Here is a 26281-nt window from a genome sequence, read left to right on the forward strand (position 1 = left end):
TGACCCGCCAGCTGCGACAACTCGTCGAACAACGCGTCCAGCCGGTCGACAGGACCCAACCCCACCACCCCGGAGACCGTGGACGAAGACATAACCCCATCATCACAGCCACCACCGACAATTTTTGGGTCACGATTCGGGGCTCAGACCCCCGCGGCGATTTCAGGACGTGGACACCTGATCGGGCGGGTGGTCAGCAACAGTGTGACAAGTACTTGAGGATAATGACAAGTACTTGATATAGTTCCCCGTGATGGCCGACGACAGCACCACGGACGCGTTCGCCCCATTGCGCATCAAGCGGGTGGTTCACGAAACCTCTGATGCGGTGTCGCTGGTGCTCGACGTGCCGGAGGAGTGTTCGCGCCGCTACCGCTACGAGGCCGGCCAATACCTCACGCTGCGGGTCGATGTAGACGGGCAGGACCTGCGGCGGTGCTACTCCATGTCGTCTGCGCCGGTCGAGGACGAGTTGCGGATCACCGTAAAACGCGACCCGGGCGGAGTGGTGTCGAACTGGATCAACGACACCGCAGTGGCCGGCGTGGAACTGCAAGCGGCCCCGCCCGAAGGAAGATTCTTCCTGCGCGAGGGACTTTCGGAGACCGGCGAGCTGGTCGCCTTCGCGGGCGGCAGTGGCATCACACCGATCATGTCGCTGATACGGACCGTTCTGGCCGGATCTGATCGGCGCGTCAGATTGTTCTACGCCAACCGGGCCCGGGATTCCGTGATCTTCTCCGAGGCGCTGGCGCACCTGGCCGAACTCAATCCCGACCGCCTCGTCGTCGAAAACCATTACGACGAGGACGGGGGAGTGGTCACGCCGGTGGCCATCAAGTCCTTCGTTGACGCGATCGCCCGCGCCGGCGACGCCGACTGCTACATATGCGGGCCGGGCCCGTTCATGGAGACCGTCGAGTCCACCCTCTGCGCCGCGGGCGTTCCGCCCGGCCAAATGCATCTCGAACGGTTCAAGGTGGCGGCCCCCAGTGCGCAGGTCACTGAGGATGCTGCGATCTGCGAAGAAATCGTGATCGAACTCGATCGCACGGTGACCGAAACGGCATACCGTCGGGGTGAGACGCTGCTGCAGACCGCTCGGATGGCTGGGCTGAAGGCGCCGTCGTCCTGCGAAACCGGTTCGTGCGGAACATGTATGGCGCGGGTGGTCGAGGGCAGCGCCCGAATGCTGAACAACGACGCACTGGAGGAGGACGAGGTGGCGGAAGGCTGGGTGCTGACATGTCAGTCGCTGCCCACCAGTCGAAAGGTTCGTGTGGTGTATGAGTAGCGTCGCGGTAGGGCCGCCGCGGGTAGCGGTCGTCACCGGTGGGGCCTCCGGAATGGGTGAGTCGACATGCCACGAACTCGGCAGGAGAGGCCACAAGGTCGCCGTGCTCGACCTCAACGGCGACGGGGCGCAGCGGGTCGCCGAAGAACTGCGCGGAGAGGGGGTGGCGGCCCTCGGGGTCGCCGCCGACGTCACCGACCGTGCCGCCGTCGATGAAGCTTTTGCCAAGCTTCGATCCGAGCTCGGTCCGGTTCACATCTTGGTGACCAGCGCCGGTCTGGTGGATTTCACGCCGTTCATGGATATCTCACCGCAGTGCTGGCAACGACTCGTGGACGTGAACCTCAACGGGACGTTCCACTGCGCCCAGGCGGCGCTGCCCGACATGCTCGATGCCGGGTGGGGACGAATCGTCATGATTTCCTCGTCGAGTGCCCAGCGCGGATCCCCGGGCATGGCGCATTATGCCGCTTCCAAAGGTGGGGTGATCTCACTGACGAAATCGCTTGCGCGCGAATTCGGGGCCGCAGGCATCACGGTCAACAACATCCCGCCGTCGGGCATCGAGACACCCATGCAGCATCAGTCCCAGGCCGCCGGCCATCTACCGCCCAACGAGCAGATGGCCGCGAGCATCCCCATCGGCCATCTCGGGACCGGGGAGGACATCGCCGCCGCCGTCGGGTTCCTGTGCTCGGAGCAGGCCCGGTTCATCACCGGCCAGGTGCTGGGTGTCAACGGCGGCTCGGTGATGTGATGACCCGCAGCATTTCGGAAAATCAACCACGACAGGGAGGTTCGCATGGGTCGGTGGCCTAAGCCCGCGGAGGGCAGCTGGACCGAACACTATCCCGAACTCGGCACCGGGCCGGTCTCGTTCCGGGACTCGACCTCACCTGAGTTCTACGAGCTCGAGCGCGAGGCGATCTTCAAGCGCGCCTGGCTGAACGTCGCTCGAGTCGAAGAGATTCCGCGCGTCGGCAGCTACCTGACCAAGGAGATCGCCGCTGCCGGAACCTCGGTGATCGTCGTCAGAGGCAGGGACGACGGCATCCGGGCCTTTCACAACATCTGCCGGCACCGCGGAAACAAGCTGGTGTGGAACGATTATCCGAACGAAGAGGTCAAGGGCACCTGTCGCCAATTCACCTGCAAGTACCACGGCTGGCGATACGGGCTCGACGGCGAGTTGACGTTCGTGCAGCAACCCGACGAGTTCTTCGACCTCGACACCGGCAAGTACGGCCTGGCGCCCGTGCACTGCGACGTCTGGAACGGCTTCATCTTCATCAACCTCGATCCCGAGCCGCGGCAGACCCTGCGCGAGTTCCTCGGTCCGATGATCACCGCGCTGGACGACTATCCGTTCGGCGCGATGACGGAGCGCTACGACTTCGTCGCGGACAACAACAGCAACTGGAAGATCTTCGCCGACGCCTTCCAGGAGTACTACCACGTGCCGTCGCTGCACTCGCAGCAGGTGCCCAGCGAGGTCCGCCAGCCCAATGCGACCTTCGAATGCGGGCACTTCCAGATCGACGGACCGCACCGCCTGGTCTCCACAGCGGGCACCCGGAGGTGGTTGCTCGCGCCGGAGTACATGTATCCGGTCGAGCGCGCCACCCGCAGTGGGCTGGTGGGGCCTTGGCGGACTCCGGAGACGCACCAGTCGGCCGGCCTGAATCCGGGCGGCATCGAGCCGTGGGGCATCACCAACTTCCAGATCTTCCCGAACCTGGAGATCCTGATCTACCACGGGTGGTACCTGCTCTACCGATACTGGCCGACATCGCACAACACCCATAAGTTCGAGGCCTACAACGCGTTTCACCCGGCGCGCACCGTGCGTGAACGAATCGAGCACGAGGTCGCGTCGGTGGTGCTCAAGGAGTTTGCGCTGCAGGACGCGGGCATGCTCGGCGGCACACAGGCGGCGTTGGAGTACGGCCTGGACGGGCCGATAGTCGACGACTATCCGCTCAACGACCAGGAGATCCTGGTGCGCCACCTGCACAAGGTGGCGGTCGACTGGGTCGAGGAATACAAGGCCGAGCGCCGTCCGGTGGGGGTGTGACGCGATGTCCAAAACGACAATGTCGAAACGGCTACCCGGCCCGTTCGCCGAATTCGAACCGTTCACCGAGAAGTGGTGCCTGCCCACCGAGCCGGAGCGTTGGGAGATGCGGCTTGCCACCCCGATGCCGGAGATCCACGAGTTCTACGATGCGTTCTCGCCCCGGTTCGAGGAGGCGATCGACTACTGCGACAAATTCCCCCTCGACGATGTCCCGGAGGACGTGCTCAACCTGCTGCACCTGGTCTATTCGATGATCATGGTGTCGATGGCCGTCGAGGTCTTCGGCGCCCAGAAACCCACCGACTCCGCCGATGCCGTCATCGACCGGGTAAGCGCACCGGTGCCGTGAACCGCCCCTCGGTCAGAGAGGACCAACGATGAGTGTGCTGACGCTGAACAAGTTGACCGGTTCAGTCGGCGCCGAGGTGCTCGGCGTCGATCCCGAACGACTGGCCGGCGATGAGGCGCTGGGCGCCGCGGTGCTCGACGCATTGGAAACAAACGGCGTTCTGGTGTTCCCCAACCTGCATCTGGATCCTAGAGCGCAGGTCGCGTTCTGCCGGCGGCTCGGCGAGGTCGACCACTCCTCCGACGGGCATCACCCGGTCGCCGGCATCTATCCGGTGACCCTCGACAAGTCGAAGAACTCGTCGGCGGCATACCTGCGGGCCACCTTCGACTGGCATATCGACGGCTGCACGCCCCTGAACGACGAGTGCCCGCAGAAGGCCACCGTGCTGTCGGCGAAGCAGGTGGCCGCGCGGGGGGGTGAGACCGAATTCGCCAACTCCTATGCCGCCTGCGAGGCATTCAGCGACGAGGAGAAGCAGCGGTTCGGGTCGCTGCGGGTCGTGCACTCGCTGGAGGCGTCACAGCGCCGAGTCAACCCCGACCCGTCGCCCGAGGAACTGGCGCGCTGGCGGGCCCGTCCGAGCCACGAGCACCCGCTGGTGTGGGCCCACCGCAGTGGCCGTCGATCCCTCGTGCTCGGGGCATCTGCGGACCACGTCGTCGGCATGGATCTCGACGAGGGCAGGGCGCTGCTCGAGGAGTTACTGGAGCGGGCGACCCGACCTGAGTTGGTCTACAGCCACCGCTGGTCGGTCGGTGACACCGTCATCTGGGACAACAACGGAGTGCTGCACCGTGCAGCGCCGTACGCCCCCGACTCGCCGCGGGAAATGCTGCGGACCACGGTGCTCGGCGATGAACCGATCCGGTAGATGACCGACCCGGGTCATGCCGCCGTCGGCGGCTACCAGATGCTCGCCATTGCGGTGAATGTCCTTGGTATCCAGCCCGAACAGCACGACGAGAGGCCGCCTCGTTGACGGAGCGAGGCCGGTATGAAAACCTGATACGCAAGAATGAGAACAGCGTTCTCATTCCGAGAAGATCGTTGGACGGAGCGAGCATGACGGAAGACCTGACGAAGGTCGATTTCTTCCGGGACAGTCGGCTGACGGAAGATCCCTACACCTTCTATGCGGCGCTTCGCGACAAATGCCCGGTGAGTCGCGAGGAGCACTACGGGGTCACGATGGTCACCGGATGGCAGGAGGCGGTCGACGTCTACAACGACCCCGACACCTTCTCGTCGTGCATCTCGGTCACCGGACCCTTCCCGGGCTTCCCGGTACCCCTGGAAGGTGACGACGTCACCCAGACGATCATCGAGCACCGTGACGAGATCCCTTTCAGCGACCAACTACCCACGCTCGATCCGCCGACCCACACGAATCACCGCGCCCTTCTGATGCGGTTGATCACGCCCAAGCGCCTCAAGGAGAACGAGGACGCGATGTGGACGCTGGCCGATGACGTTCTCGACGACTACCTTGCCTCGGACTCGGGGGAGTTCATCGAGGGCTTCGCCGCGCCGTTCACCCTTCGCGTCATCGCCGACCTGCTCGGAGTTCCGGAACAGGACCGCGCTGAGCTGATCGAGCGACTTGCCCGCGGTACCCACGGCAGCGGCCTCGGCAACGCCGACAAAGCCATGAACATGACCCCGCTGGAATATCTGTACGAGGTGTTCGCGACGTACGTCGAGGATCGTCGCGCCGAACCCCGCGACGACGTCCTCACCGGCTTGGCCAACGCAACGTTCCCGGATGGAACCGTTCCCGACGTCGGCGATGTGGTCCGGGTGGCCACCAACGTCTTCTCGGCCGGCCAGGAGACCACGGTGCGGCTGCTGAGCACAGCCCTCAAGGTGCTGGGTGAGCAGCCCGACGTCCAGGCGAAGGTTCGCGCCGACCGCAGCCTGCTGCCCAACTTCGTCGAGGAGTGCCTGCGCATCGAGAGCCCGGTCAAGGGCGACTTCCGGCTGTCCCGGGTGCCGACCACGATCGGTGATCAGTCCGTGGGCGCCGGCACCACCGTGATGGTCGTCAACGGGGCCGCCAACCGCGACCCGCGTCGCTTCGAGAATCCCGACAGCTTCGATGCAGAACGCAGGAACGCCCGTCAGCACCTGGCATTCGGCCGCGGCATCCACAGCTGCCCCGGTGCGCCGCTCGCACGCGCCGAGACCCGCGTCGGCCTCGAACGACTGCTCGACCGCACCACCGACATCCGGATCTCCGAAAGCAAGCACGGGCCGGCCGGGAACCGCCACTACAAGTACATCCCGACTTATATCCTGCGGGGTCTTACCGAGCTGTACCTCGAATTCGACCTCGCATGAGAGTCACCGTCGACGAAAATCGCTGCGCCGGTCACGGGATGTGCCTGACGCTGTGTCCCGAGGTTTTCGAGATGGGCGAAGACGGATGGGCCATCGCCGATCCAGGGGAGGTTCCAGCCGAGCTGGAGGATGCCGCCCGCGAAGCGATTCAGAACTGCCCCGAACGAGCGATCAGCGAGATCGACTGAGAACAGGAGAGATTCGAGTGCCCAAGGGATACATCGTCATCACCGAGGATGTGAAGGACCCGGCCGGTATGGTCGAGTACGCCAAGCTGGCCGGCAAGGCGATGGCCGGAGCCACGTTGCTGTCGTTCGAGACCAAACCGGAGACGATCGAGGGCGAGTGGCACGGCACCCAGACCGTGCTGCTGGAGTTCGAGTCTGTCGAGGCCGCCCGCGAGTGGTACAACTCCGACGCCTACCAGGCGGCCGTCAAACTGCGGCAGGCCGCCGCCGACAGCAACGCGGTGATCCTCTCCGGCATGTGACCGGAGCGAATCGAGCGCACTCGCCGCCGGTGGGTGCGCCCGATCTGTCGGCCGACGCGGCGTGGCGGCGTGTGGACGTGCGCTCGCGGTGCCGGGGTCAGTGCGGCTGCAGCGCGGCAACGGGGGTGGTCGTGGTGGCATGCACCAGCAGTTGGGCGAGCTCGCGGGGCCGGGACAGGAACGGCGAGTGTGACGCATCGATGGGCAACTGCTCGACGCCGAGCCGGCGGGCGACGGTGTCGGCCAGCCAGCGCGGCATCGACCGGTCCTGCTCGCACACGATGAAACTTCGGGGGAGGTCGGCCTCCCAGAACCCGGGCACCGACACCGGCGTGACGGTGGTGTCCCCGAAGCGTTCCGGGCCGAGCCGATCGAACGCCCACCGCGCGGTCTGCTCGTCGCAGTCGTGGTAAAAGTACTTCCACGCGCCGTCGAAGTCGGCGAAGGTCATCGCGCCGTGCTCGTCGAAGTGCAAGTAGCTCAACATCTCTCCGACATCGCCGTCGAATCCCTCATCGAGTTCGACCGGGCCGTCCTCGGAGTCCCGCATCGCCATCGCCTCGGGATAGGTGCGGCCCTCCCGGGGCAGCGCCGCCGCCAGGTAGACGATGTGATCGACCAGGTCCGGTCGGGCGCCGGCTGCCAGCGTCGCATCGAATCCACCGCCGGAGTGCCCGACCAGCACGCATTTTCGTCTTCGGCCACCGCCCGCCTCCATCGCCGCGACGATGGTGTCGCGCCGGTTGGCCAGGGTGGATTCCTGCTCGAGCAGCACACCGTGTCCGGGAAGGTCGACGGCCACCGCTTCGTGGCCCAGTGCCTGTAACTCGGCGATGGTTCGTTCCCAGCACCATGCGGCATGAAAGCCGCCGTGCACGAGGACGAATCGCATCACGATCGCAGTGTCAGCTCTCGACGATCGAGATCGCCTGCCTCGGGCACTGACGGACGGCCTCCCTGACCTGGTGCTCGTTCTCCGGGGTGACCTCCTCCTGCAACACGTGCAGGTAATCCTGCTCATCGAGGTCGAAGACCTCGGGGATGATGCCCATGCAGATCCCGTTGCTCTCGCACAGCACGAAATCCACGACGATCTTCTGGCTCATCGGTATCCTCCGCTCTTCATCGACGGCTCCTCACCCGAGGGCTCGTCGCGGCGCGAGCGCTCATCGGTATTCTCGGCTCTTCACGCAAGCGCTCATCGGTATCGTCCGCTCTTCGCGCGAGCGCTCATCGCAGCACCTTCACCGGCACGTGGTGATAGCCCGCCACATTCTGCATGTGGACCCGTTGCAGGCCGTCGAACTCGACCTCGTAGCGTGGCATGAAGTCGAGAAGGTGATCCAGTGCGATGGCGCTCTCCATGCGGGCCAGCGCCGCACCCAGGCAGCTGTGGATGCCGTAGCCGAGGCCGAGGTTCTGTGACTGTGCCCGGTCGCGGGTGATGTCGAACGTCTCGGCGTCGGTGAACGCGCGGGGATCCCGATTGGCAGCCGCACCCATCAGGAAGACCGGCTTGTGCGCGGGCACGACGCCGCTGGGCACCTCGACTTCCTTCAGGCTGTAGCGCACGTTGTACTGCACCGGGCCGACATAGCGGAGCAGTTCCTCGACCGCATCCGGGATCTTGCTGCGATCGTCGAGCAGCATCTGCCACTGCTCGGGATGCTGGGCGAACACCACGACAGCGCTGCCGATGAGCTTGGTCACCGTCTCGGCGCCCGCGCCGCCCAGCAACGTTGCGAACCCGGTGATCTCGATATCGTCGAGCTTGCGCAGGTTGCCGTCGTCGTCGGGGATCTCCGCGGCGATCAGCCGGCTGATCATGTCGTCCTGCGGGTTCTTCCGGCGTTCCTCGACCAGGCCGAAGTAATACATCGCCGAGTTGATGTTGGCCTGCTGGTTCTCTTCGCTCCAGTCGATCTGACCCGGCTCACGGTGCAGGCTGGTGTCGATCCACTCGCGGACCTTTTGGCGGAACTCCTCGGGCACGCCCGCCATCCGGGTGATCACCTCGACCGGGAACGGCCCGGAGAAGTCCTGAACGACGTCGAAGTTGTCCGGGTCGGCCTGGCCCAGATAGTGCTGGACGAGTTCCACCACGGTGTCGCGCTGCGCCTGGATTGCCCGCGGCGTGAACGCCTTGTTCAGCAGGCTGCGCATGTGCCGGTGATCCGGTGGATCCATGAAGATGATCGACTTCTGCGGCGTCTCACCCGAGCGCACCATCCCCAGGTCGCATCCCCGCGCCGACGAAAAGGCCTCATGGTCCTTGAACCCCGCCGCCACATCGGCGTGCCGGGTCAGGGCCACGAAGTCCTCGACCTCGTCGTAGTACAGCGGCTGTTCATCGCGCATCCGCTGGTAGATCTCGTAGGGGTTGTCGAAGAACTCCTGCGAGACGGGGTTGAACGTGACCTTGGGAGCGGTCATGAATTTCCTCCTTCGCGGCAGGCTGCGGGCCGGAAGCGTTACGGTAGTCGATCTAACTGTAACGCTAACAGTCGCCGCGATCCAGCATTGACGGATTCGCGTGACCACCCGCCTGAACTGCGTCCGGGTCCCTCAGCGCTCGGACTCCACCGGCACGACGGTGTCGAGCAGAGGCTCCAGCAGCCCCAGGTCGCTGCCGTTCTCGGCGGCGATCGTGCGAACCACCGCGACGTCCTTGCCGATGAACTCACCCACCGAATCGACGAACGCCTGAACCGATCCGCGCATCCCGACGATCTCGGCGACCCGGCTCGCGGCACTGCCGTGCTTGATGGCGCCCAGCAGCCCCGCTTCGTCGACCCCGACCCGGGCGCCGAACGCCGCGGCCTCGCGCAGCATGCCGAGCTGCGCCGCGAAGAGCGTGTTGTTGATCAGCTTCACCCACTGGCCGGCGCCGAGCCGGCCGACGTGCAGAATCGGGTCCCCGTAGCCGGCCAGCACCGGGCGAGCCTGCTCGACGGCCGCGTCGTCGCCACCGACGAAAAGGGTGATGTGCCCGGCCGCGATGTCGTGCGGGCCGCCGCTGACCGGTGCGTCGATGACCCGTACCGCGGGCCGGTGGCCGGCCAGCGCCTCGACGGTGCGCGGGCTTCCGGTGGTGTGCACGACGAGCACCGATCCCGGCGACATCGCGTCCAACAGGCCCCCGTCGATGCAGATCTCGCGGACCTGCTCGTCGGTTAACACGCACACCGCGACGACCTCGGCGCCGTCGGCGACCTCGGCCAGATCGGCGACCGGTTGCCCACCCAATTCGGTGATGGCATCCCGCTTCTCGGTGGAGCGCCCGAGCACCCGAACGTCTTGGCCGGCCTCGGCGAGACGGCGCACCATGGGGGCGCCCATGCGGCCGGCCCCGACGAATCCGACCCGGCTCATCGCTTGTGCTCCATGGCTTCCAGCGCGGCGTCTGCAGCGGTGAACACCGCGCCTTCCGGAGCCGACGCGGCCGCTGCCAGGCTGGCCGCGTGCCGGACGTCCTTCTGCAGCAACGCCCCGGCGATCGGCGCCAGGCCCTCCAGCGTGCCGCCGAACATCGAGATGCTGCCCACCGCCTTGCTGGTTGCCGAACCGCGGTTGAGCACCTCGATGAGCTTGTCGCGGGCGATGCCCAGCGCCTCGCCCAGCTCGAGGGCGCTGACCGCGCTGCCCAGGTTGGCGCTGAACAGCAGATTGTTGAGGATCTTGGCGCTCTGGCCGCTGCCCAGCGGGCCGAGGTGCACGATCGGGTCGGCATAGGTCGCGAACACCGGACGGCACCGCTCGACGACGTCCTCGTCGCCGCCGGCCATGACCAGCAGCGTGCCTTCCTCGACGGCGGGCGCACCGCCGCTGACCGGCGCGTCGATGACCGAGACACCCTGCAGCGCAGCCTTGTCGGCGATCTCGCGGCAGGTATCGGGATGCACCGTGCTGTGGATTGCGACGATCCCGCCCTTCTCGAGCCCGGCCAGGACGCCGGTCTCGCCGTCGAGTACCTCGCGCACGTCGTCGTCCCCGACCACGCACAGGCACACCAGGTCACTTGCCGCTGCGAGCTCGGCCGGTGTGGATGCCGTCCTGGCGGGGGTGTCGGCGTACGGTTCCAGGCTGGCCTGCCTGCGGGCCCACAGGGTGGTCTCGAAACCGCCCAGGGCGATCCTGCGGGCCATGGGACCGCCCTGGCTGCCCAGTCCGATGAATCCGACGCGCATCAACTCGCCTCCATCTCAGTAGTTCCGTGCGCGCCGGCTGCGGCGCACTCCTCGACGAACGACAGCACCGTGCGGTGGTATGCACCCGCCGACAGGCCGACGCTCAGATTGTGGCCGCCGTCGGCCACCTCGTTCACCCGCACACTCGGAGATCCGGTGAACATCGCGGCGATCGACGCCAGCTCCTGCGGGGTCGACTCCCACACCCGTTCGTGCTCGGCGACGCTGAACTGCACCGGAACACGCACCTGCGCGGCGATGTGCGGAAAATCGCGGGGAGCCCAGTTCGCGGTGACTTCGGCCTCGTAGGCCACCCCGGGTGCCGAGAGCGCTCCGGTGAGCACCTCGTCGGGATAGAGCTCCGTGGGCTGCCACAGCAGATCCCGTAGACCGGCGGGGCGCGAGGTGATGGTCGCCTCGCCGACGATCGATTTGGCTGCTGCGCTGTAGCGCAGGCCGGTGCCGGCCAGTTCGGCGCCGATCACGTCGGGTGCCGTGATCGCCATCCGCAGCGCCAGCTCGCATCCCGCGGAGTGGCCGAGCACGAGCAGCCCGGCGCCGCGGTCACCCCCGGCCAGGATCTTGTCCACCGCGTCCAGTGCGGCGCCGACGCGGCGACCGGCGTCGGCGAACTCACCGGCGTACACGGCGGACGTGCCGTAACCCGGACGGTCCAGCGCGATGGCGGTTATGCCGTGTGCCGCCGCGGTGCGCAGCAGTGAAAGCTCGGGGTGGCCGGGGCAGTCGAAGTACGCCGACGACGTGGCCCCGCCGTGCACTGCGACGATCACCGCCCGCGGATCCGGCACCTGTGCGACCAGGGCCGACATCGGCACGCCGTCGACGACGACGACGCGCGGACGTGGGGCAGGCACACTCACGCCGGTTGATCTCCGGTTCGCAGCAGCAGCACGCCGCTCGGTGTCAGCCCGCCGCTGCTGACGACAGCCACCCGGGCGTCGGTGACCTGGCGCTCGCCCGCCTCGCCCCGCAGCTGGGTCACCGCCTCCTGGATCAGCCCCATGCCGTGGGTGCGGCCGTGGGAGAGCTGGCCGCCGTGCGTGTTCAGCGGGATCACACCATCGCGGGCGATGGCCTTGCCGCCGTCGAGGAAGTCCTTGGCCTCGCCGATTCCGCAGAATCCCAACGCCTCCAGCCAGGACAGGCAGTTGAAGGTGAAGCCGTCGTAGAGCTCGGCGACATCGACGTCGGCCGGGCGCAGCGACGTCCGTGTCCACAGGTGGGCGGCCTGGCCCAGGACCTGCGGCTCGTGGGTCAGCGTGGACTGGTCCCAGTCGGTGCGCTCGATGATCTGGGTGCCGACCGCCTCGAAGAACACCGGCGGCTTGGGCAGGTCCTTGGCGACGTCGGCAGCCGAGACGACCACCGCGACCGCGCCGTCGCACGGCACGTCACAGTCGTAGAGGCCGAACGGTGTCGTGATCATCCGGGCGCCGAGATAGTCGTCCATCGTCATCGGGTCGCGGTAGATCGCGGTCGGGTTCAGTGCGGCGTTGGCCCGCTGGTTCAGCGCGATCCAGCCGAGCGTCTCGCGGGTGGTGCCGTAGCGATGAAAATGCCGCTGCGCGTTCAGTGCCAGCGTATGCGCCGCAGAGGTGGCCCCGAACGGTGCCTGCCAGTTGTTGACCCGCGGCCCACCGGCCGGCGCCACCCGGCCCTCCTTCATCAGCTGGCCGAACGTCGCCTCCCACAGCGTGCGGAAGCACAACACGTGCCTGGCCATTCCGGTGGCGACGGCCATCACGGCCGCGATCACCGACCCGCCCGGGCCGAAGGTGTCCATACCGCCGTTGAACCACGTCGGCCGGATCCCGAGCGCGCCCTCGAGCGCGGTCACGCCGCCCTCGCCCATGCCCATCGCATCGATCGCCGGATACGTCGACAGGCCGTCGATGTCGGCCAGGGTCAGACCGGCGTCGGCAATCGCCGCCTCACACGCCTCGACGGTCAGCGACAGCGGCGCGACCATCAGGCGCCGTCCGAGCTTCGACGCGCCGATCCCGGTGATGGCGGCGGCGTCCTCGAACTTGTCGGCGGTCAGCATCGGCCTGACGAACTTTCCGAAGTCGGCTGGTGCGATCTCGTCTTCGGGCAGTGGCGCCGTCTCCGGCTCGGCGGTCGGCCGGAACAACGGCAGCCAGACGTCCTCGTTGTGCTCGAACGCCACCTCGACGACGCGGCCGATCTCGAGCTCGTCGGGGTCGCAGTCGATGATGTTGGTGGTCAGCCGAACCCGCGGGTCCTCTTCGATGGCCACCTGGGCCACCACGTACGGCGGGCTCAGCCCCGGGATGGCGAACCGGTGGTTGACCGTGAACGCCGACAGCACCGCCCGTCCGGAAACCTCACGGGGCTCCAGGTTGTGGCCGTGGCAGTAGCGGCATACCGGCTGCGGCGGGTGGATGAGCGCCTTGCAGTCTTCGCAGCCCTGGATGCGAAGGATCCCGTCGGCTCCCGAGGTCCAGAAGAACTCGTTGTCGAAGGTCAACAGGGGCAGCGGAAGACGGCTCATCGCAGTTCTCCGGCCGTCGTGTCGCCAATTCTCATCGGGTGAAACCCCATTCGGCTTCGTTCGAATCTGTCTTGAGGCCCTCGAGGTCGGGCTCGTTCAACTCCGGCGGCGGTGCGTCGTCCGGTCGGCGCTCACCCAGCTCCATGATGGCGTGCACCGGGCAGTCCATCAAGGCTCGCTGGACGGCGTCGTGATCGGCCTCGGGAATCTCGCCGTTGCCGGCCAGCACCGCATAGCCCCAGTCGTCGAGCGGGAAGTACTCGGGCGCGTGCTTGGCGCATATCCCGAAACCGTCGCACAGGGTCCGGTCCAGCTTGACGCGCATTCTGTCGGTCATAGTGCCTCCACCTGGAAGGGCCGGGGTGCGCTGAACGCGGCGGAGCCGCAGGTCGGGCACGACGAATCGAGATGTCGTGCCACGTCATCGGTGAATGTCGACAGCAGGCTGGCGGCGATGTTGGTGGCGGCGTCCAGCGTGGCGCATGCCCCACGGCCGCGCAGCACCACCGACCAGCGGCGCAGCCGGTCCACGTCGTCGGCGCCGGCCACGCCGTCGCGCAGCGCCACCGCGGCGGCGGCCATCGCCGCGGTGCCGTTGAAGCAGGAGCCGCACTGTCCGGCGTTCTCCCGGTCGAAGTACTCCAGCACCGACGCCGCAACCGCCACCGGGCACTCGTCGGTCAGCACCGAGACCGCGCCGCAGCCCAGGCCGCTACCGAGTCCGCGCAGCGTTTCGTGGTCCAGCGTGGCGTCGAGGATGCGTTCGTCGAGCAGTCCGGCGAAGTAGCCACCGAGCAATGCGCCGCGTACCTGCCCGGCGGCGATGCCGTGCAATGTCATCAGCTCGGCCGCCGAAACGCCGAAGGGAAGCTCGTAGAGTCCCGCGGCGCGGCCCCCGCCGGTCAGCGTCGCCAGGAAGGTACCCGGCGACTCTTCGGTGCCCACGCCGCGGTAGGCCTGGGCGCCGTGCTGGTGCACATACGGCAGGTTCGCCAGCGTCTCGACATTGCTGACCAGGGTGGGCAGGCCGCCGACACCCTGCTCGAACGGTCGTGGCGGCTTGTCGGTCGGCTTGGCGGGCCCGCCGTTGATGGCGCGCACCGCGGCGGTCTCCTCGCCGGCGACGTATCCCGGCTCCACCGTGCGCACGCCAACGGTGACTCCGTCGAGCGCATCGGCGGATAGCCCGTCGAGTGCGGACCGCACCGTCTGCGCGGCGCGCTCATCCGACACGTACACATGGGTATGCCGGGCCCCGACGATCTGGGCCGCCAGCCGCAGGCCGTCGAGCACCAGGTGCGGGCGGTGACGCAGCAGCCAGCGGTCCTTGACCGACGCCGGCTCGCCTTCCTCACCATTGGCGAGCAGGACGGTGTCACGTCCCCGCAGGGCCGCCGCGCGCACCGTGTCGAGCTTCACCGCCATCGGGAAGGCTGCACCGCCGCGCCCGAGCACGCCGGCCTGCCCGATCTCCTCCAGCAGTGCCCCGGGATCGGACAACTGGCCGTATCCGCCGGCGGCGCGGTAGTCGGTCTCGGACTCGACCGAGTCGGCCGGACGCAACAGCCGCGGCGTCAGGCCGGGCCACGTGGCGACGGTCAGTTCGGCATTCATCGCCGTGCTCATCGATACCTCCTGCGCGGGCGGACTATGCGATCCGGATGCATGCCCGGCTACCCTTCCTTGCATGCGAACGGCGGTGGTGCGGATCGGCGTCGATCCCGCGGGCTTGTTGACGGCCGATCAATTGGCCTGCGGGATGACCGAATTGGCTCGGCTGGCCGGCGGGGTGGGCGCCGAGGTGATCGACAGCAACCTGGCCGGGCTGCCCGCCAAACGTCGTGAGGTCGAGATCCTGATGACGGGCAGTGACCCACAGGAGCTGCAGCGCGTCGCTGCAAAGTGGTGTGCCAAGGCGTTTCCGACCGAACCCGTCATCGGGGTGCTGACGTTCGTCAGCCACGGGACCGACGACGACGCCCACGGGGTGCTCGCCGGGTTCGGCCTGACCGGCGTGATCGAACGCACGCCGACCGGCGACGGCTGGGACATCATCACGGTCACCCTGCGCAGGGCTGATCTGCTGCGGATCCCGGAGAGCCGGATCCACACCGCGCTGGAGGCCTCGACCAACTGCGAGGTCCGCATCGTCACCGAAGAGTGAGCGAACTGACGCCGGATCCGCGGTCATCAGCGGCCCAGGAAGTCGAGGATCGCCGGCGCAGCCTGGACCCAGGTGTCGAACATGTTGAAGCGCTTGACTTTTCCCGACGCCCGGTCCTCGCCGGCGCGTTCCCAGGCATCCTCGGGCCACGGCGGATCGATCAGCGTCGAACCCTTGATCAGGCAGCTGATCTCCAACGAGGTGCGTTTGGGATGATCGGGATCGTTCTCGCCGCCACGGATGATCAGGGTGGGGACCTGGATGTTGTCGAACATCTCGTCCTCGACACCCGGAATGGTCTGGCCCGGTTTGGGCACGAACGCGTTGAGCCATCGCAGCATCAGCTTGAGGAACTCATCCGGGTCCTGAGACAGGAAGCGGGCCTCGTTGGCCGGGTTCTCGTCGATGCGCTCCCGCCACTCGGCCATCTTGGCGACCGCCTTCATGCCGGCACCCCGCACAGCCAGAATGCTCGGCACGATGTAGAAGGAGCCCAGGACGAACGAGCCGTACACCCCGCCGACGATGTTCCACACCACCAACTTGCGGACCAACTCCGGGTAGAGCATGCAGGTCAGCATCGAATCCCGGGCGCCGCCGGAACCGCCGGCGAGGATGCACGGACCGATGTCGAGTCCGGTGATCAGTTGCCGCAGTGTTTCGGCCCGCATATGGGATTCGCTCTGGCCGTAGAACTGCACGTCGGACTTGCCGCAGTTCGGCCGGTCCCACAACAGCACCCGATAGCCGCCCTTGACGAGTTCCTCGGCCAGCGGACGCAGGCCGGGGATGTCCTTGCTGAACCGTCCTCCCGGCGTCAGGACGATGAATTCGCCCTGCTCGCCGAGGATTTCGTAGACGACATTGCCGCCGTTGATCTCGATGACGGATTCGCCCCGCGCCAGTGCGGTGGTAGTAGTCGTCGGCATGTTGTGTCTTTCGTACCTTTCAGGCCTGGACGAGGACGTCGTTGCCGACGACCCGCACCGGGTAGGTGCGGATGCTCCACTCGGGTTTGACCGCGGTGGTGCCGGTGGCCAGCTCGAAGCCCCACTGATGCCAGGGGCAGAAGATGTACTCCAGGTCGCGCACCATCACCGCATCGCCGGGAACGTTCTCGTCGACGATGTTTCGGCCTCTCGGGCGGCCGGAGCACAGCGGACCGCCTTCGTGTGGGCAGTAGTTCGCGATCGCGTAGAACGTGCCGTTGACGTTGTAGACGCCGACGCCGTGGCGGCCGATGGGCACCAACTTGTGTTTTCCCGGGGGGATCTCGTCGACGGTGGCGACGATGTGCTCGCGCCCCTGCGCGAGCCGGGGCGGCTTCTGTTCGGTCAAGGTCAGAACACCCTTACCTGGCCCTCGAGGGCCGGAACCGTCTCGGGCAGACGGTAGGTCTTGATCCCGTTGCGGAACATGACGTTCTCCCGTGCGTGCTCGGGCAGGTGTTTCACCAACCAGCGCGGGTCGTCGAAGGTCCAGTGCGGGTAGTCCGAGGAGAAGAGCAGGATCTTGTCGCACTCCATCCACTCGAAGGCCCGCATGAGCTCGGTCTTGTCCTCGGGGTAGTCCAGCGGCTGGGTGGTGAACTTGATGTGTTCCTTGACGTACTCACTGGGCTTGCGCTTGATGTCCATCCACTTCTTGCGGGCCTCGTAGATCGCGTCCATCCGCCACATCAGCGGCAGGATCCAGGTGAACGCATGCTCGACGAACACGATCCGCAGCGTGGGGAACCGGTCGAAGACCCCGTCGAAGATCAGGCTCATGATCTGATTGGTCGCCAGCAGCGAGTAGGTGACCATGAAGTCGTGGTTGTAGCTGGGCAGCCCGACCGGCGGGAACGGCAGCGTCTCGTAGTAGCCGCGGGACAGGTGGCAGCTCACCGTGATGTCGTGCTTGGTGGCCGCGGCCCAGATCGGGTCGTACATCGGGTGGCCCCACGACGGCTTGGGCTCGGCCTTGATCAGGATCTGTGACATGAAGGGGTGATCGGCCCACTTCTCGATCTCCTCGACCGCACCCTGTGGGTCCTCGATGGCCACACAGATCGATCCGCGCCAGCGCTCATGCCAGTTGTTGTGCGGGTCGAGCCAGTGGTTGGCCAGCCACAGGTTGGTGGCCACGCAGAACGCGTGGGTGGCTTCGGGGACCCGGCACTCGGCGTGGGTGGGCTCCAGGATCGCGATGTCGGACCCGGCCTCCATGATCAGCTGCTTGAGCGCCAGATCCGGGTCGCTGCAGGCGAACTCTCCGTCCGGCGGGAACGTGTCGACCCGCATGGCGTAGGAGTGGGCGTAGTCCGGCGCGTCGTAGTAGATCCCCTCACCGCGGCGGTGGCTCAGGAAGTACTCGGTGCGCCACGGCTCGGGGATGTACTCCACCAGCTCGCCGCGCCGGGGCATGGGATGAACGTCGGAATCCACGCAGCGCACCGGAACACGCTCGGCGGGTGTGGCCCTGTTCGTTGTCGGGCTGTTCGTGGTAACCGTCATCGGGAGCCTCCTTCGACTTCCTACTGTGCGACCAGGCCGGCGGGTATGTCTCGGGAAACATCGATGCCGTACAACTGCGCGGCATTGCGCCAGAGGATCTTGTCGCGCTGTTCGGCACTGTATGCGCTGGGCAGCGCCGGTTCGGCCATGTCCCAGTGCGGGTAGCTGGATCCGAACATCGTCATGTCGTCCTTGCCGGTGAAATCCAGCCATTCGCCGGCGAAGTCCACATCTCCCGGACCGTCCAGGCTGCCCTGGACGAAGTAGGTATGGCCGGGCAGATAGTCGCTGGGCATCTTCGGTGCCCAGGGCGTCTGCTCCAGGTGCGGACGGCCGAAGCAGTCCATCCGCCAGATGAACGGTGTGAGCAGGTCGGCCGCGCCATCGGCCCAGACCATCTTGAGGCCGTCGAACTTTTCGAACACGCCCTCGGCGATCATGTTCATCAGGTGGTAGAGGTAGTTCGTCGCCATGAACCCGAGGTACTGCTCGTAGGTTCTCGTCGATCCGGATGGTGTGGGGGAGTGCATGATTCCGTTGCCGACCTCGATGTGCACCGCGACGGGAAGCCCGGCGTCGACGGCCGCCTCCCAAAGCGGCCAGAATTGCGGCTTCCCGTACAGTTCGCGCGACTGCAGCGGAATCCCGAGTTGCACCACACCTGGGTGGTCCTTGTACTTGGCGATCTCGCGGAGCGAACCGGCGATGTCGTCGGGATTGACCCGGATCGTGCCGCGGAAGCGTTCGCCGAACTCGGGATGTTCCAGCCAGCGCGACACCATCATCTCATTGTGTGCGGCCGCCAGCGCGGTACCGAGATGCCGGTCGGGCATGATCCCCCGGGTCATCGGGTGCAGCACCGCGACGTCCACACCGCGGTCGGTGAACAGGTGTTTGGCGACGATGTCGACGTCCGATCCCGGATACTCCTTGTTGGGCCCCCTGGTGCCCTTGGCGTACTCCCCGCCCGGCGCGCCGTACCAGTCCATCTCGTAGTCGGGAAAGCCCCGGCTGGAGAACGGTTCGCGCAGGAAGTTGGCGCGTAGGTCCTTGTTCGAGCCGAAGAAGATATGCACGCTGGCGTCGATCAGGGGAGTCTTGACCGTCTGGGCGCCGTCGTCGATCTCGATCACGAGAGTCCTCTCAGAATCGTCCGGCGGACTGGCCGACGCGAGCGCTCACGGCAGCAGGCGTCGACACCGGACATGGCCCCAGTGTAGATCGTTGTTCTTCGATGGCAAGAATTATGTTCTCCAAGCGATCCGCTTACTTCTGCGCAGGTCAGCGACCTGCGGCCGAGACAGGCCCGCGGAATCGCATGGCCGCCTGAGGAGAACCGTTACGCCTACTAAGGAGAATGATATTCTCGTCGAACCGTAACCGAGTCCGGAGGCGTTGAATGCTGTTGGAATTCGATGCTGATCAGCGGCTGTGGCAGGAAACCGTGCGCGACGCGGTGTCCAAACAGTGCCCGCCGTCGTTGATCCGTGGCATCGCCGAGAACGGCGTCGATCCGACGCCACTGTGGAACGGCTACCTCGAGGCGGGCTGGACCGAGCTGACCGACCCCGAGAACGCCGTGGAGCTGGCGATCGTGCTCGAGGAGCTCGGCCGGGCCACCGACCCGACCCCGTTCCTGGCCACGTTGAGTCAGTACGCGCCGCTGGTCGGCGACCGGTTCGACCCGCAGTCGGCGGGGGCGGCGGTGCTCTCGGGTGTTTCGGCCATTCGCGACGCCGAGGGCTGGGTGCTCACCGGGACCGACCGATTTGTACTGGACGGAGATCGCGCCGAGCGGCTCGCCGTGGTCACCCCCGCGGGCGTGTTCCTGGTGAACGCCGATCAGGTCGCGTCGCGGCGGGTCGACGCGTTCGACCCCGTGCTGCACGTCGCGGAGGTGTCCTTCCCCGGCGTGCACGTCGCCGACTCCGAGCGGCTGACCGTCGACACCGAGCGCGCTCATCACATCGCGCTGATGGGGATGGCGATCACGATGGTCGGCGCGTGCCAGCGCATCCTCGACCTGGTTCTCGAGCATGCCAGGAGCCGCCAGCAGTTCGGGGTGGTGATCGGCACGTTCCAGGCGGTCCAGCACAAGGCCACCGACATGTTCGTCGCGATCGAACGTGCCCGCGCCCTGTCCTACTTCGCCGCGCTGACCATCGCCGCGGACGACCCCCGCCGACGTCTGGCGGCCGCGATGGCGAAGGCCTCCGCCGGTGAGTGCCAGTCGCTGGTGTTCCGGCACGGAATTCAGCTGTTCGGCGCGATGGGCTTCACCTGGGAGAACGATCTGCAGTTCGCGCTGAAGCGGGCCAAGGCCGGCGAGCTGATGTTGGGCGGTGCCGCGGAGCACCGCGCGTTGATCGCGGAGGAATACGGGAGGGATCTCTAGATGCAGCTGGCTTTCGACTCCGACGTCGAGGAGTTCCGCGCCGAGTTCTCCGCATTCCTCGACGAGCACACACCTTCTGCGGCCGAAACCCTCGAGCGGCCGCGCTCGACTGCGCACATGCCGCAGTGGGCACGCGACTGGCAGCGCAAACTGTTCGACAACGGCTGGCTGCTGCCCGCCCAGCCGCCCGAGTTCGGTGGCCGCAACGCCACGGTGCTGCAGACCTTCGTGCACGCCGAGGAGCTGTGCCGGCGCCGCATCTACCACAGCTTCAACCCCCAGGGCGTCAACATCATCGCCGCCTCGCTGCTGACGTTCGGCAGCGACGAGCAGAAGCACCGGTGGGCGGTGCCGGTACTCAAGGGCGAGCGCACCGCGGCGCTGGGCATGAGCGAGCCCAGCGCCGGCTCGGACCTCGCGTCGTTGCGTACCAAGGCCGTCCGAGAGGACGACCACTTCGTAGTCAACGGTCAGAAGGTGTGGACATCGGGCGCCCACGACGCCGACTTCCTGCTGACGTTCGTACGGACAGACCCGGATGCCCCCAAACACAAGGGCATCAGCGTGCTGTTGATCCCGACCGAACTCGAGGGCGTGGTGTGCCGCCCGTTCGCCGACCTGTGCGGCATGGAGAACCTCGACTTCAACGAGGTCTTCTTCACCGACGTTCGGGTGCCCGCCGAGAACCTCGTCGGCCCGGTCAACGGTGGGTGGGGGGTCGCCAACGGCTCGCTCGGGCACGAGCGGACGATGATGTGGCTGGGGTTCGCCGACCGAATCGCCAACTGCCTCGCCGACTTCAGGCCGAAGAGCCCCCTGGAGCGCGATGCGCTGGCGACCAGCATCATGGATTACGAGGCGCTGCGCCTGCTCGGATCGGTCGGGATCGCCAAGGCGGCCCGAGGCGAGGTCGACGTGGCGTCGGTGTCGATCCCGAAACTCCTCGGGGGGGAGGCGGAGCAGCGCGTCCTGGGGCTTGCACTGGAGGCTGCCGGGCCCGATGGGCTCGTGCACCCGTCGACTTCGGGGCCCTACGAGCACATGAATCTCGACGACTACTTCGCCAGCTGGTTCGAGCGCTACGCCCGCAGCTTCGGCGGCACCATCGCCGGCGGAACCTCGGAGATCCAGCGCAACATCATCGCCCAGCAGGTGCTCGGCCTGCCGCGGCGCTAGTGATTTCGGTGTAGTTCGTCACGCGCAGCGTGACAGACTGCACCGAAATCACAGAGAGGACGGGCGAGTGAAGGTGCAGCCGGCCGCGTTCCTGCGGACCACGCTGCCACTGGATCTCGCCGCGCTCGAGCGACTCGACAGCGGTCGCTACCACTCGATCTGGCTTCCCGACCACATGGTCAGCTTCTGGCCGGACTCGATCTGGACGCCGGAGTTCACCGACCTGGCGCTGGCCTCGCCGTCCCCGCACCGTCACCTCGACGGGATGGCCGTCGCCGCCGCGGCCGCCGTGCTGACCGAGAACGTGCCGCTGGCGACCAGCGTGGTCGACACCGTCCGGCGCCATCCGGCCTCGCTGGCGCAGAGCGCGCTGACGATCGACCACCTGGCAAAAGGCCGGTTCATCCTCGGCCTGGGCAGCGGCGAGAGCGAGAACATCGAGCCGTACGGGTTCGACTTCACCAGGCCGGTCAGCCGATTCGAGGAGGCCCTGAAGGTCATCCGGCTGCTGTGGGACAGCGACGGGCCGGTCGACTTCGACGGACGGTTCTACCGGCTGCACCACGCCCGGCTCGACACCGAGCCCTACGACGGACGCTTCCCGCCGATCTGGATCGGCGCCAGCGGCCCCCGTTCGCTGGAGATCGCCGGCCGCTACGCCGACGGATGGTGGCCCGCCGGGGCGTGGACCCCCGAGGACTACGCCGCAAAGCTGTCCCGGGTGCGGGCCTCCGCCGAGCGGGCCGGCCGCGACCCGATGGCGATCACGCCGTGCTTCATCCAGGTTTGTGTGATGGGCCGCGACGACGCCGCTCTGGCGCAGATCCTCGACGCTGCGCTGGTGAAATCCTTCCTGCTGCAGGTCTCCGCGGAGCTGTTGGCCGGCTTCGGTTTCGAGCATCCGATGGGCCCCGACTGGCGCGGCTTCCACGACATCGACCCGGCCGTCCTGACCCGGGAGCGGATCATCGAGTTCCTCGACCGCGTCGAACCCGAGATGGTCCTGGCCGTCGTCCCGCACGGCACCCCGAAACAGGTGGCGCGCATCATCGCCGACTACGTCGACGCCGGGCTGCGGGTGCCGAAGATCCTGGACTACGGCGCCATGGCGGGACTCGACTACGCCGCCGCCTCGGCCGAGAACGTCCGCATCGCCGAGGACGAACTGATGGCCCTGTGCGGGGCGGCGCAATGACCGTGCGGTTGCGCGCCGATGAGATGCTCGCGCGCGCCGAGACCGAGACCGGGCTGTCCGACTACGGGGACCCGACCCTGGCGCAGCGGTTCGGCCTCGTCGTCGACCACCTCAACAGCCTCGGGATGGACGAGGACGGCTGCCGCCGGGCCGAGGCCGTCTGCCACGGGCTGCTGACCAGCCGCCTGGAGTTCTTCGCCGATCGCCACCGCTACCCGGTAGCCGACGAAGTGATCGAGGCGCCGATGTTCGTCACCGGTGAACCCCGTTCGGGCACCACGCTGATGCATGCGCTGATGTCGGTGGACCCGGATGCGCGCGCGCTGCGGTTCTGGGAGGTCATGTACCCGTCACCGCCACCGGGCACCACCGGTCCCGACGACCCGCGGCGCGCGCGGGCCGATGCGGACTGGCGCGAGATCAACGCCAAGATGCCGAAATGGCTGCACAGCCACCCCTACAACGACATGCTCGGCGACGGACTGCCCGAGGACGAGCGCACCTGGGCCTTCGACTTCCGGGTGTTGACGCCGACGGCGTGGTGGCGGGTACCCATGCAGACGGTGGTCGGCGGCCTACCCACCGATGCCGCCGCGCAGTACCGCATCCACCAGGTGATGCTGCAGCAGTTCCAGTATCGGCGTCCGCGCAAGTACTGGGTGCTCAAGGGGTTCCACGGTTTTCGGCTGGCCGAGATGTTCGCCGCATACCCCGACGCGACGCTGGTGTGGCTGCACCGCGATCCCGTCCAGGTCGCCGCGTCGCGCACCATGATGATGGCCGACATCCTGGAGGGCATCGTCGGGCCGGTCGACCTGCACGCGGCCGCCAAGATGCACCTCGACCTCACCCGCGCCAGCATCGTCAACACGATGTCCGAGCCGCTGGTGCACGATCCGCGCATCCTGCACGTCCGCTACACCGACTTCGTGGCCGACCCGATCGGTACCGTGCGCCGCTACTACCGGTTCTGCGGCCGCGACCTCGGTGTCGCGGCCGCGACGGCGATGGATGACTACCTGGCCGCCAACAAGGGTGACCGGCACGGCAAGTTCCGCTACTCGACGACGCTGCTCACCGACATTGGCGAGGACCTCGGCGCCCTGCACGAGGAGTTCGCGCCGTTCCGGCAGCGATTCGGCGTGGAGATCGAGTCGCGTGACTGACCCGCGTCTGTCGGTGCACAGCGTGACGTTCCTCGGGGCGACGCTCGACGAGATGCGCCGGACGTGGCGGGACCTAGGGGTGTCGCGGCTGAGCCTGATCGACACCCAGCTCGGTGACCCGCAGCTGGCGAAAGTCGTCGACGCCGAGGGGTATTCGGTCGAGTCCGTCTACCACCTGTTCGACTCTACGGACGGCCTGCGGCGGGCGATCGAGGCCGCGGCGGGGGTGGGTGCCCGGGTGGTCTACATGTTGACCGGTGGCCGGGGCGCGTCGTCCTGGGAGGAGGCGGCAGACCGGTTCTGCGACGCCGTGGGCCCCTGCCTGGCCGAGGCGACGCAGGCCGGCGTCGCCCTGGCGATCGAGAACGCCTCGGGCCTGTACGCCGACCTGCACATCGCGCACTCGCTGGCCGACACCATCGAGCTGGCCGATATGGCCGGCCTGGGCATCTGCGTGGACCTGTTCCACTGCTGGACCGAAGCGCACCTAACCGCTCTGCTTCAACGCGCCATGCCGCGCCTCGAGCTGATCCAACTCAGCGACTACGTCCTGGGCGATCGCGCGCTGCCCGCCCGCGCCGTGCCCGGTGACGGCGCGGTTCCGGTCGAAACGGTGCTCGGTCAGGTGATCGGCGGCGGATACCGTCACGGGGTCGATCTCGAGCTGATCGGACCGCGGATCGAGCGGGAGGGACGGCTGGCCGCCGCCCGCCGTGCCTGCGAGTCGGTGTCGGCGATGTTGGCCCGGATCGACGCGGGCCGCTAGCGATGGCGTTGGGGGATGGTGCCGACGACGCCGCATTGAACCGCGCCTGGTCGGCGTTCTGCGACACGCTCAAATCGGCGGGCGAACAGGCGTTCAAGGACCTCAACCCGACCTCGGCCGCGCACCGGGTCGACGCCCTGCGGTTCCTGACCCAGAATCTCGGCCAGGCGTTCGACCTGGCGCTGGAGACCAGGGATACCCGCTACCCGAGTCTGCACGCCTTCTGCGGACCCACTCGCAAGCTGGGCGGGGACTGTGCCGACTTCACCTATCAGCAGGCGTGGATCGACGGTCGCTCGACCTACCGCATCGTCGGCGAGCGGGGCACCGCCCGGTTTCTGAACATCACGGTGCAGGGCGCACGGCGGGACGGCCCGGGCGTGCTGCACGAGCCCTTCGGCGACGTGCCCGAGGTCAACCTGGCCGGCCACCAGCTCGCGGTGGACGAGGACGGGACGTTCGAGGTCCGTGTCGGTGGGGCCCGATGCGGTCCGAACTGGCTGCCCACCACCGCCGAGTCGCGCAAGGTGTTCATCCGGCAGGGGTTCGACTCCTGGGACGAGCGGCCCGCACGGCTGCGGATCGAGCGGGTGGACATGGATTCACCGCAGCCGCTGCCCACCGTGGCACAGCTGACCGGGGCGATCGCGTGGGCCGGCGACTTCGTCACCGGGTTGATGCACGACTGGCCGGAGTATCCGTTCAGCCACGGGGGAGTCGACGCCACCCGGCCGAACTGCTTCCCGGCCGCCGGTTCCACCGACGAGGACGCCAAACGCGGCCGGGCGGCGGTGAACATGCACTGGCGGCTGGCGCGCGACGAGGCGCTCGTCATCGAGTTCGATGCGCACGACGGCCTGTGGATGTTGACGAACATGGGGGTGTTCTTCAACAGCATGGACTTTCGTTACCGCCCGGTCAGCTACACGCCCAGCCGTACCGCGGTCGACTCCGACGGCGTGGTGCGCATCATCCTGGCCCACCGGGATCCCGGCTGTCACAACTGGATGGACACCCAGGGCTTCGAGATCGGCAACGTCACCTACCGGCACATGCTCGACGGGCAGCCCGCGGTGCTGCGCACCCGGCTGGTGAGGTACGCCGACCTGGCCGCCGAGCTGCCCGCCGACACCGTGCGGGTCACGCCGCAGCAGCGGGTCGCCCAGATGTGGCAGCGGTTCAACGGGATTCGTCAGCGCTATGCCGCGCTCTGAGCGTTTCGGTGTAGTTCGTCACGCGCAGCGTGACGAACTACACCGAAATCACAGCTAGGGGATGACGGCGGCTTGCTTGCGCTCGGTGATCGGCCGGGCCAGCTCCTGCTCGTCGCAGATGCGCTGCAGCTTGGCGATCGTCTCGTCCAGGCCCGGCCCCAGCGGCTTGCCCGGGGTGAACGTCGCCGGCAGGTGACGCATGCCCTGGATGACGCCGATGCTGTCGTAGTGCACGGTGCCCTCCGGGTCGCACACGTAATCGGGCATCCGGTCGAGCACCGCGGTGAGCATCGACTTGAACACGGTGCGCGCCACGTTGGAGCCCACGCAGCGGTGCACCCCGATGCCGAAGCTGAAGTGGCGGTTGCCCTTACGGTCCATGACGACCTTGTTCGGCTCGTCGAACACCGACGGGTCGCGGTTGGCCATCGCCCAGGACA

The 26281-nt window shown here is 67.2% G+C and carries 29 protein-coding genes; 15 read left to right on the forward strand and 14 right to left on the reverse strand.

Features of this window, described 5'->3' with window-relative positions; all coding sequences use genetic code 11:
- Positions 1-253: 253 nt before the first annotated feature.
- The 8 genes from JDV09_RS22990 to JDV09_RS23025 all read left to right on the forward strand — a co-directional run bounded on the left by JDV09_RS22990 (position 254) and on the right by JDV09_RS23025 (position 6550).
- Positions 254-1294 (forward strand): ferredoxin--NADP reductase, encoded by a 1041-nt coding sequence (locus JDV09_RS22990; protein ID WP_221371454.1) that lies wholly within the window; start codon positions 254-256, stop codon positions 1292-1294.
- On the forward strand, positions 1287-2051 hold the full coding sequence (locus JDV09_RS22995) for an SDR family NAD(P)-dependent oxidoreductase (protein WP_221371455.1): 765 nt from the start codon (positions 1287-1289) through the stop codon (positions 2049-2051). The genes JDV09_RS22990 and JDV09_RS22995 overlap by 8 nt, the downstream gene beginning before the upstream one ends.
- Before the next feature lie 45 nt (positions 2052-2096).
- Positions 2097-3368 carry an aromatic ring-hydroxylating oxygenase subunit alpha gene (locus JDV09_RS23000; protein ID WP_221371456.1) on the forward strand — a complete coding sequence of 424 codons (1272 nt, stop codon included), beginning with the start codon at positions 2097-2099 and terminating at the stop codon, positions 3366-3368.
- Positions 3369-3372: 4 nt separating this feature from the next.
- On the forward strand, positions 3373-3720 hold the full coding sequence (locus JDV09_RS23005; protein WP_221371457.1) for a hypothetical protein: 348 nt from the start codon (positions 3373-3375) through the stop codon (positions 3718-3720).
- A 28-nt stretch (positions 3721-3748) separates the two neighbouring features.
- The gene (locus JDV09_RS23010) at positions 3749-4594 is read left to right on the forward strand and encodes a TauD/TfdA dioxygenase family protein (RefSeq protein WP_221371458.1); all 846 of its coding nucleotides are present in this window, start codon (positions 3749-3751) and stop codon (positions 4592-4594) included.
- 191 nt (positions 4595-4785) lie between these two features.
- Positions 4786-6060 carry a cytochrome P450 gene (locus tag JDV09_RS23015; RefSeq protein WP_221371459.1) on the forward strand — a complete coding sequence of 425 codons (1275 nt, stop codon included), beginning with the start codon at positions 4786-4788 and terminating at the stop codon, positions 6058-6060.
- Positions 6057-6248: a ferredoxin gene (locus JDV09_RS23020; protein WP_221371460.1), complete on the forward strand. Its 192-nt coding sequence runs from the start codon at positions 6057-6059 to the stop codon at positions 6246-6248. Before JDV09_RS23015 ends, JDV09_RS23020 begins: the two co-directional genes overlap by 4 nt.
- Positions 6249-6265: 17 nt before the next feature.
- Positions 6266-6550, forward strand: coding sequence for a DUF1330 domain-containing protein (locus JDV09_RS23025; RefSeq protein WP_221371461.1), 285 nt, complete (start codon positions 6266-6268; stop codon positions 6548-6550).
- A gap of 97 nt (positions 6551-6647) precedes the next feature.
- On the opposite strand, the gene JDV09_RS23030 is transcribed toward JDV09_RS23025, so the two are convergent.
- From JDV09_RS23030 to JDV09_RS23070, 9 genes are all read right to left on the reverse strand, one after another.
- Positions 6648-7442 (reverse strand): alpha/beta fold hydrolase, encoded by a 795-nt coding sequence (locus tag JDV09_RS23030; protein WP_221371479.1) that lies wholly within the window; start codon positions 7440-7442, stop codon positions 6648-6650.
- Between the two features lie 13 nt (positions 7443-7455).
- Positions 7456-7656 carry a ferredoxin gene (locus JDV09_RS23035; RefSeq protein ID WP_221371462.1) on the reverse strand — a complete coding sequence of 67 codons (201 nt, stop codon included), beginning with the start codon at positions 7654-7656 and terminating at the stop codon, positions 7456-7458.
- 124 nt (positions 7657-7780) lie between these two features.
- Positions 7781-8983, reverse strand: coding sequence for a cytochrome P450 (locus tag JDV09_RS23040; protein ID WP_221371463.1), 1203 nt, complete (start codon positions 8981-8983; stop codon positions 7781-7783).
- Positions 8984-9115: 132 nt separating this feature from the next.
- Positions 9116-9922, reverse strand: coding sequence for an NAD(P)-dependent oxidoreductase (locus tag JDV09_RS23045; protein WP_221371464.1), 807 nt, complete (start codon positions 9920-9922; stop codon positions 9116-9118).
- Positions 9919-10737 carry an NAD(P)-dependent oxidoreductase gene (locus JDV09_RS23050; protein WP_221371465.1) on the reverse strand — a complete coding sequence of 273 codons (819 nt, stop codon included), beginning with the start codon at positions 10735-10737 and terminating at the stop codon, positions 9919-9921. The genes JDV09_RS23045 and JDV09_RS23050 overlap by 4 nt, the downstream gene beginning before the upstream one ends.
- Complete coding sequence (locus JDV09_RS23055; protein WP_308124214.1) at positions 10737-11618, reverse strand: alpha/beta hydrolase; 882 nt, start codon at positions 11616-11618, stop codon at positions 10737-10739. The genes JDV09_RS23050 and JDV09_RS23055 overlap by 1 nt, the downstream gene beginning before the upstream one ends.
- The gene (locus JDV09_RS23060) at positions 11615-13270 is read right to left on the reverse strand and encodes a thiolase C-terminal domain-containing protein (protein ID WP_221371466.1); all 1656 of its coding nucleotides are present in this window, start codon (positions 13268-13270) and stop codon (positions 11615-11617) included. The genes JDV09_RS23055 and JDV09_RS23060 overlap by 4 nt, the downstream gene beginning before the upstream one ends.
- Before the next feature lie 31 nt (positions 13271-13301).
- Positions 13302-13595 (reverse strand): ferredoxin, encoded by a 294-nt coding sequence (locus tag JDV09_RS23065; protein ID WP_221371481.1) that lies wholly within the window; start codon positions 13593-13595, stop codon positions 13302-13304.
- A gap of 8 nt (positions 13596-13603) precedes the next feature.
- The gene (locus tag JDV09_RS23070; RefSeq protein WP_221371467.1) at positions 13604-14896 is read right to left on the reverse strand and encodes an NADH-ubiquinone oxidoreductase-F iron-sulfur binding region domain-containing protein; all 1293 of its coding nucleotides are present in this window, start codon (positions 14894-14896) and stop codon (positions 13604-13606) included.
- Between the two features lie 61 nt (positions 14897-14957).
- On the opposite strand from JDV09_RS23070, the gene JDV09_RS23075 reads away from it, so the two are divergent.
- Positions 14958-15434, forward strand: coding sequence for a hypothetical protein (locus tag JDV09_RS23075; protein ID WP_221371468.1), 477 nt, complete (start codon positions 14958-14960; stop codon positions 15432-15434).
- A 26-nt stretch (positions 15435-15460) separates the two neighbouring features.
- On the opposite strand, the gene JDV09_RS23080 is transcribed toward JDV09_RS23075, so the two are convergent.
- From JDV09_RS23080 to JDV09_RS23095, 4 genes are read right to left on the reverse strand one after another with little or no spacing between them, the layout of a single operon-like run.
- Entirely contained in the window at positions 15461-16363 is a 903-nt protein-coding gene (locus JDV09_RS23080; RefSeq protein ID WP_221371469.1) for an alpha/beta fold hydrolase, read from the reverse strand.
- A gap of 19 nt (positions 16364-16382) precedes the next feature.
- Positions 16383-16772 carry a Rieske (2Fe-2S) protein gene (locus JDV09_RS23085; protein ID WP_221371470.1) on the reverse strand — a complete coding sequence of 130 codons (390 nt, stop codon included), beginning with the start codon at positions 16770-16772 and terminating at the stop codon, positions 16383-16385.
- 2 nt (positions 16773-16774) lie between these two features.
- A complete protein-coding gene (locus JDV09_RS23090; protein ID WP_221371471.1) occupies positions 16775-17929 on the reverse strand; it encodes an amidohydrolase family protein in 1155 nt (384 codons plus the stop codon).
- 20 nt (positions 17930-17949) lie between these two features.
- Positions 17950-19062: an amidohydrolase family protein gene (locus JDV09_RS23095; protein ID WP_221371472.1), complete on the reverse strand. Its 1113-nt coding sequence runs from the start codon at positions 19060-19062 to the stop codon at positions 17950-17952.
- A gap of 266 nt (positions 19063-19328) precedes the next feature.
- Here JDV09_RS23095 and JDV09_RS23100 point away from each other — a divergent pair, with 266 nt between their 5' ends.
- The 6 genes from JDV09_RS23100 to JDV09_RS23125 all read left to right on the forward strand — a co-directional run bounded on the left by JDV09_RS23100 (position 19329) and on the right by JDV09_RS23125 (position 25841).
- Positions 19329-20324 (forward strand): acyl-CoA dehydrogenase family protein, encoded by a 996-nt coding sequence (locus JDV09_RS23100; protein ID WP_221371473.1) that lies wholly within the window; start codon positions 19329-19331, stop codon positions 20322-20324.
- Positions 20325-21500 carry an acyl-CoA dehydrogenase family protein gene (locus JDV09_RS23105; RefSeq protein ID WP_221371474.1) on the forward strand — a complete coding sequence of 392 codons (1176 nt, stop codon included), beginning with the start codon at positions 20325-20327 and terminating at the stop codon, positions 21498-21500.
- 67 nt (positions 21501-21567) lie between these two features.
- Positions 21568-22695, forward strand: a complete 1128-nt coding sequence (locus JDV09_RS23110) for an LLM class flavin-dependent oxidoreductase (protein WP_221371475.1) — start codon at positions 21568-21570, stop codon at positions 22693-22695.
- Complete coding sequence (locus JDV09_RS23115) at positions 22692-23861, forward strand: sulfotransferase family protein (RefSeq protein WP_221371476.1); 1170 nt, start codon at positions 22692-22694, stop codon at positions 23859-23861. The genes JDV09_RS23110 and JDV09_RS23115 overlap by 4 nt, the downstream gene beginning before the upstream one ends.
- Entirely contained in the window at positions 23854-24627 is a 774-nt protein-coding gene (locus tag JDV09_RS23120) for a sugar phosphate isomerase/epimerase family protein (RefSeq protein ID WP_221371477.1), read from the forward strand. Before JDV09_RS23115 ends, JDV09_RS23120 begins: the two co-directional genes overlap by 8 nt.
- A 2-nt stretch (positions 24628-24629) precedes the next feature.
- Entirely contained in the window at positions 24630-25841 is a 1212-nt protein-coding gene (locus JDV09_RS23125) for a DUF1214 domain-containing protein (RefSeq protein WP_221371478.1), read from the forward strand.
- 54 nt (positions 25842-25895) lie between these two features.
- Here JDV09_RS23125 and JDV09_RS23130 read toward each other — a convergent pair.
- Positions 25896-26281, reverse strand: a 386-nt coding sequence (locus tag JDV09_RS23130) for a cytochrome P450 (RefSeq protein WP_372453018.1), incomplete at its 5' end; no start/stop codon positions are given.

The sequence above is a fragment of the Mycolicibacterium xanthum genome (assembly GCF_019710635.1).
Classification (GTDB): Bacteria; Actinomycetota; Actinomycetes; order Mycobacteriales; family Mycobacteriaceae; genus Mycobacterium; species Mycobacterium xanthum.

Coding starts and splice junctions, on each gene's coding strand:
- JDV09_RS23070 (WP_221371467.1), bottom strand. CDS start 14,896: ATGAGCACGGCGATGAATGCCGAACTGACCGTCGCCACGTGGCCCGGC.
- JDV09_RS23000 (WP_221371456.1), top strand. CDS start 2,097: ATGGGTCGGTGGCCTAAGCCCGCGGAGGGCAGCTGGACCGAACACTAT.
- JDV09_RS23125 (WP_221371478.1), top strand. CDS start 24,630: ATGGCGTTGGGGGATGGTGCCGACGACGCCGCATTGAACCGCGCCTGG.
- JDV09_RS23015 (WP_221371459.1), top strand. CDS start 4,786: ATGACGGAAGACCTGACGAAGGTCGATTTCTTCCGGGACAGTCGGCTG.
- JDV09_RS23005 (WP_221371457.1), top strand. CDS start 3,373: ATGTCCAAAACGACAATGTCGAAACGGCTACCCGGCCCGTTCGCCGAA.
- JDV09_RS23030 (WP_221371479.1), bottom strand. CDS start 7,442: ATGCGATTCGTCCTCGTGCACGGCGGCTTTCATGCCGCATGGTGCTGG.
- JDV09_RS23100 (WP_221371473.1), top strand. CDS start 19,329: ATGCTGTTGGAATTCGATGCTGATCAGCGGCTGTGGCAGGAAACCGTG.
- JDV09_RS23035 (WP_221371462.1), bottom strand. CDS start 7,656: ATGAGCCAGAAGATCGTCGTGGATTTCGTGCTGTGCGAGAGCAACGGG.
- JDV09_RS23060 (WP_221371466.1), bottom strand. CDS start 13,270: ATGAGCCGTCTTCCGCTGCCCCTGTTGACCTTCGACAACGAGTTCTTC.
- JDV09_RS23065 (WP_221371481.1), bottom strand. CDS start 13,595: ATGCGCGTCAAGCTGGACCGGACCCTGTGCGACGGTTTCGGGATATGC.
- JDV09_RS23080 (WP_221371469.1), bottom strand. CDS start 16,363: ATGCCGACGACTACTACCACCGCACTGGCGCGGGGCGAATCCGTCATC.
- JDV09_RS23105 (WP_221371474.1), top strand. CDS start 20,325: ATGCAGCTGGCTTTCGACTCCGACGTCGAGGAGTTCCGCGCCGAGTTC.
- JDV09_RS22990 (WP_221371454.1), top strand. CDS start 254: ATGGCCGACGACAGCACCACGGACGCGTTCGCCCCATTGCGCATCAAG.
- JDV09_RS23115 (WP_221371476.1), top strand. CDS start 22,692: ATGACCGTGCGGTTGCGCGCCGATGAGATGCTCGCGCGCGCCGAGACC.
- JDV09_RS23010 (WP_221371458.1), top strand. CDS start 3,749: ATGAGTGTGCTGACGCTGAACAAGTTGACCGGTTCAGTCGGCGCCGAG.
- JDV09_RS23045 (WP_221371464.1), bottom strand. CDS start 9,922: ATGAGCCGGGTCGGATTCGTCGGGGCCGGCCGCATGGGCGCCCCCATG.
- JDV09_RS23075 (WP_221371468.1), top strand. CDS start 14,958: ATGCGAACGGCGGTGGTGCGGATCGGCGTCGATCCCGCGGGCTTGTTG.
- JDV09_RS23020 (WP_221371460.1), top strand. CDS start 6,057: ATGAGAGTCACCGTCGACGAAAATCGCTGCGCCGGTCACGGGATGTGC.
- JDV09_RS23050 (WP_221371465.1), bottom strand. CDS start 10,737: ATGCGCGTCGGATTCATCGGACTGGGCAGCCAGGGCGGTCCCATGGCC.
- JDV09_RS22995 (WP_221371455.1), top strand. CDS start 1,287: ATGAGTAGCGTCGCGGTAGGGCCGCCGCGGGTAGCGGTCGTCACCGGT.
- JDV09_RS23040 (WP_221371463.1), bottom strand. CDS start 8,983: ATGACCGCTCCCAAGGTCACGTTCAACCCCGTCTCGCAGGAGTTCTTC.
- JDV09_RS23090 (WP_221371471.1), bottom strand. CDS start 17,929: ATGACGGTTACCACGAACAGCCCGACAACGAACAGGGCCACACCCGCC.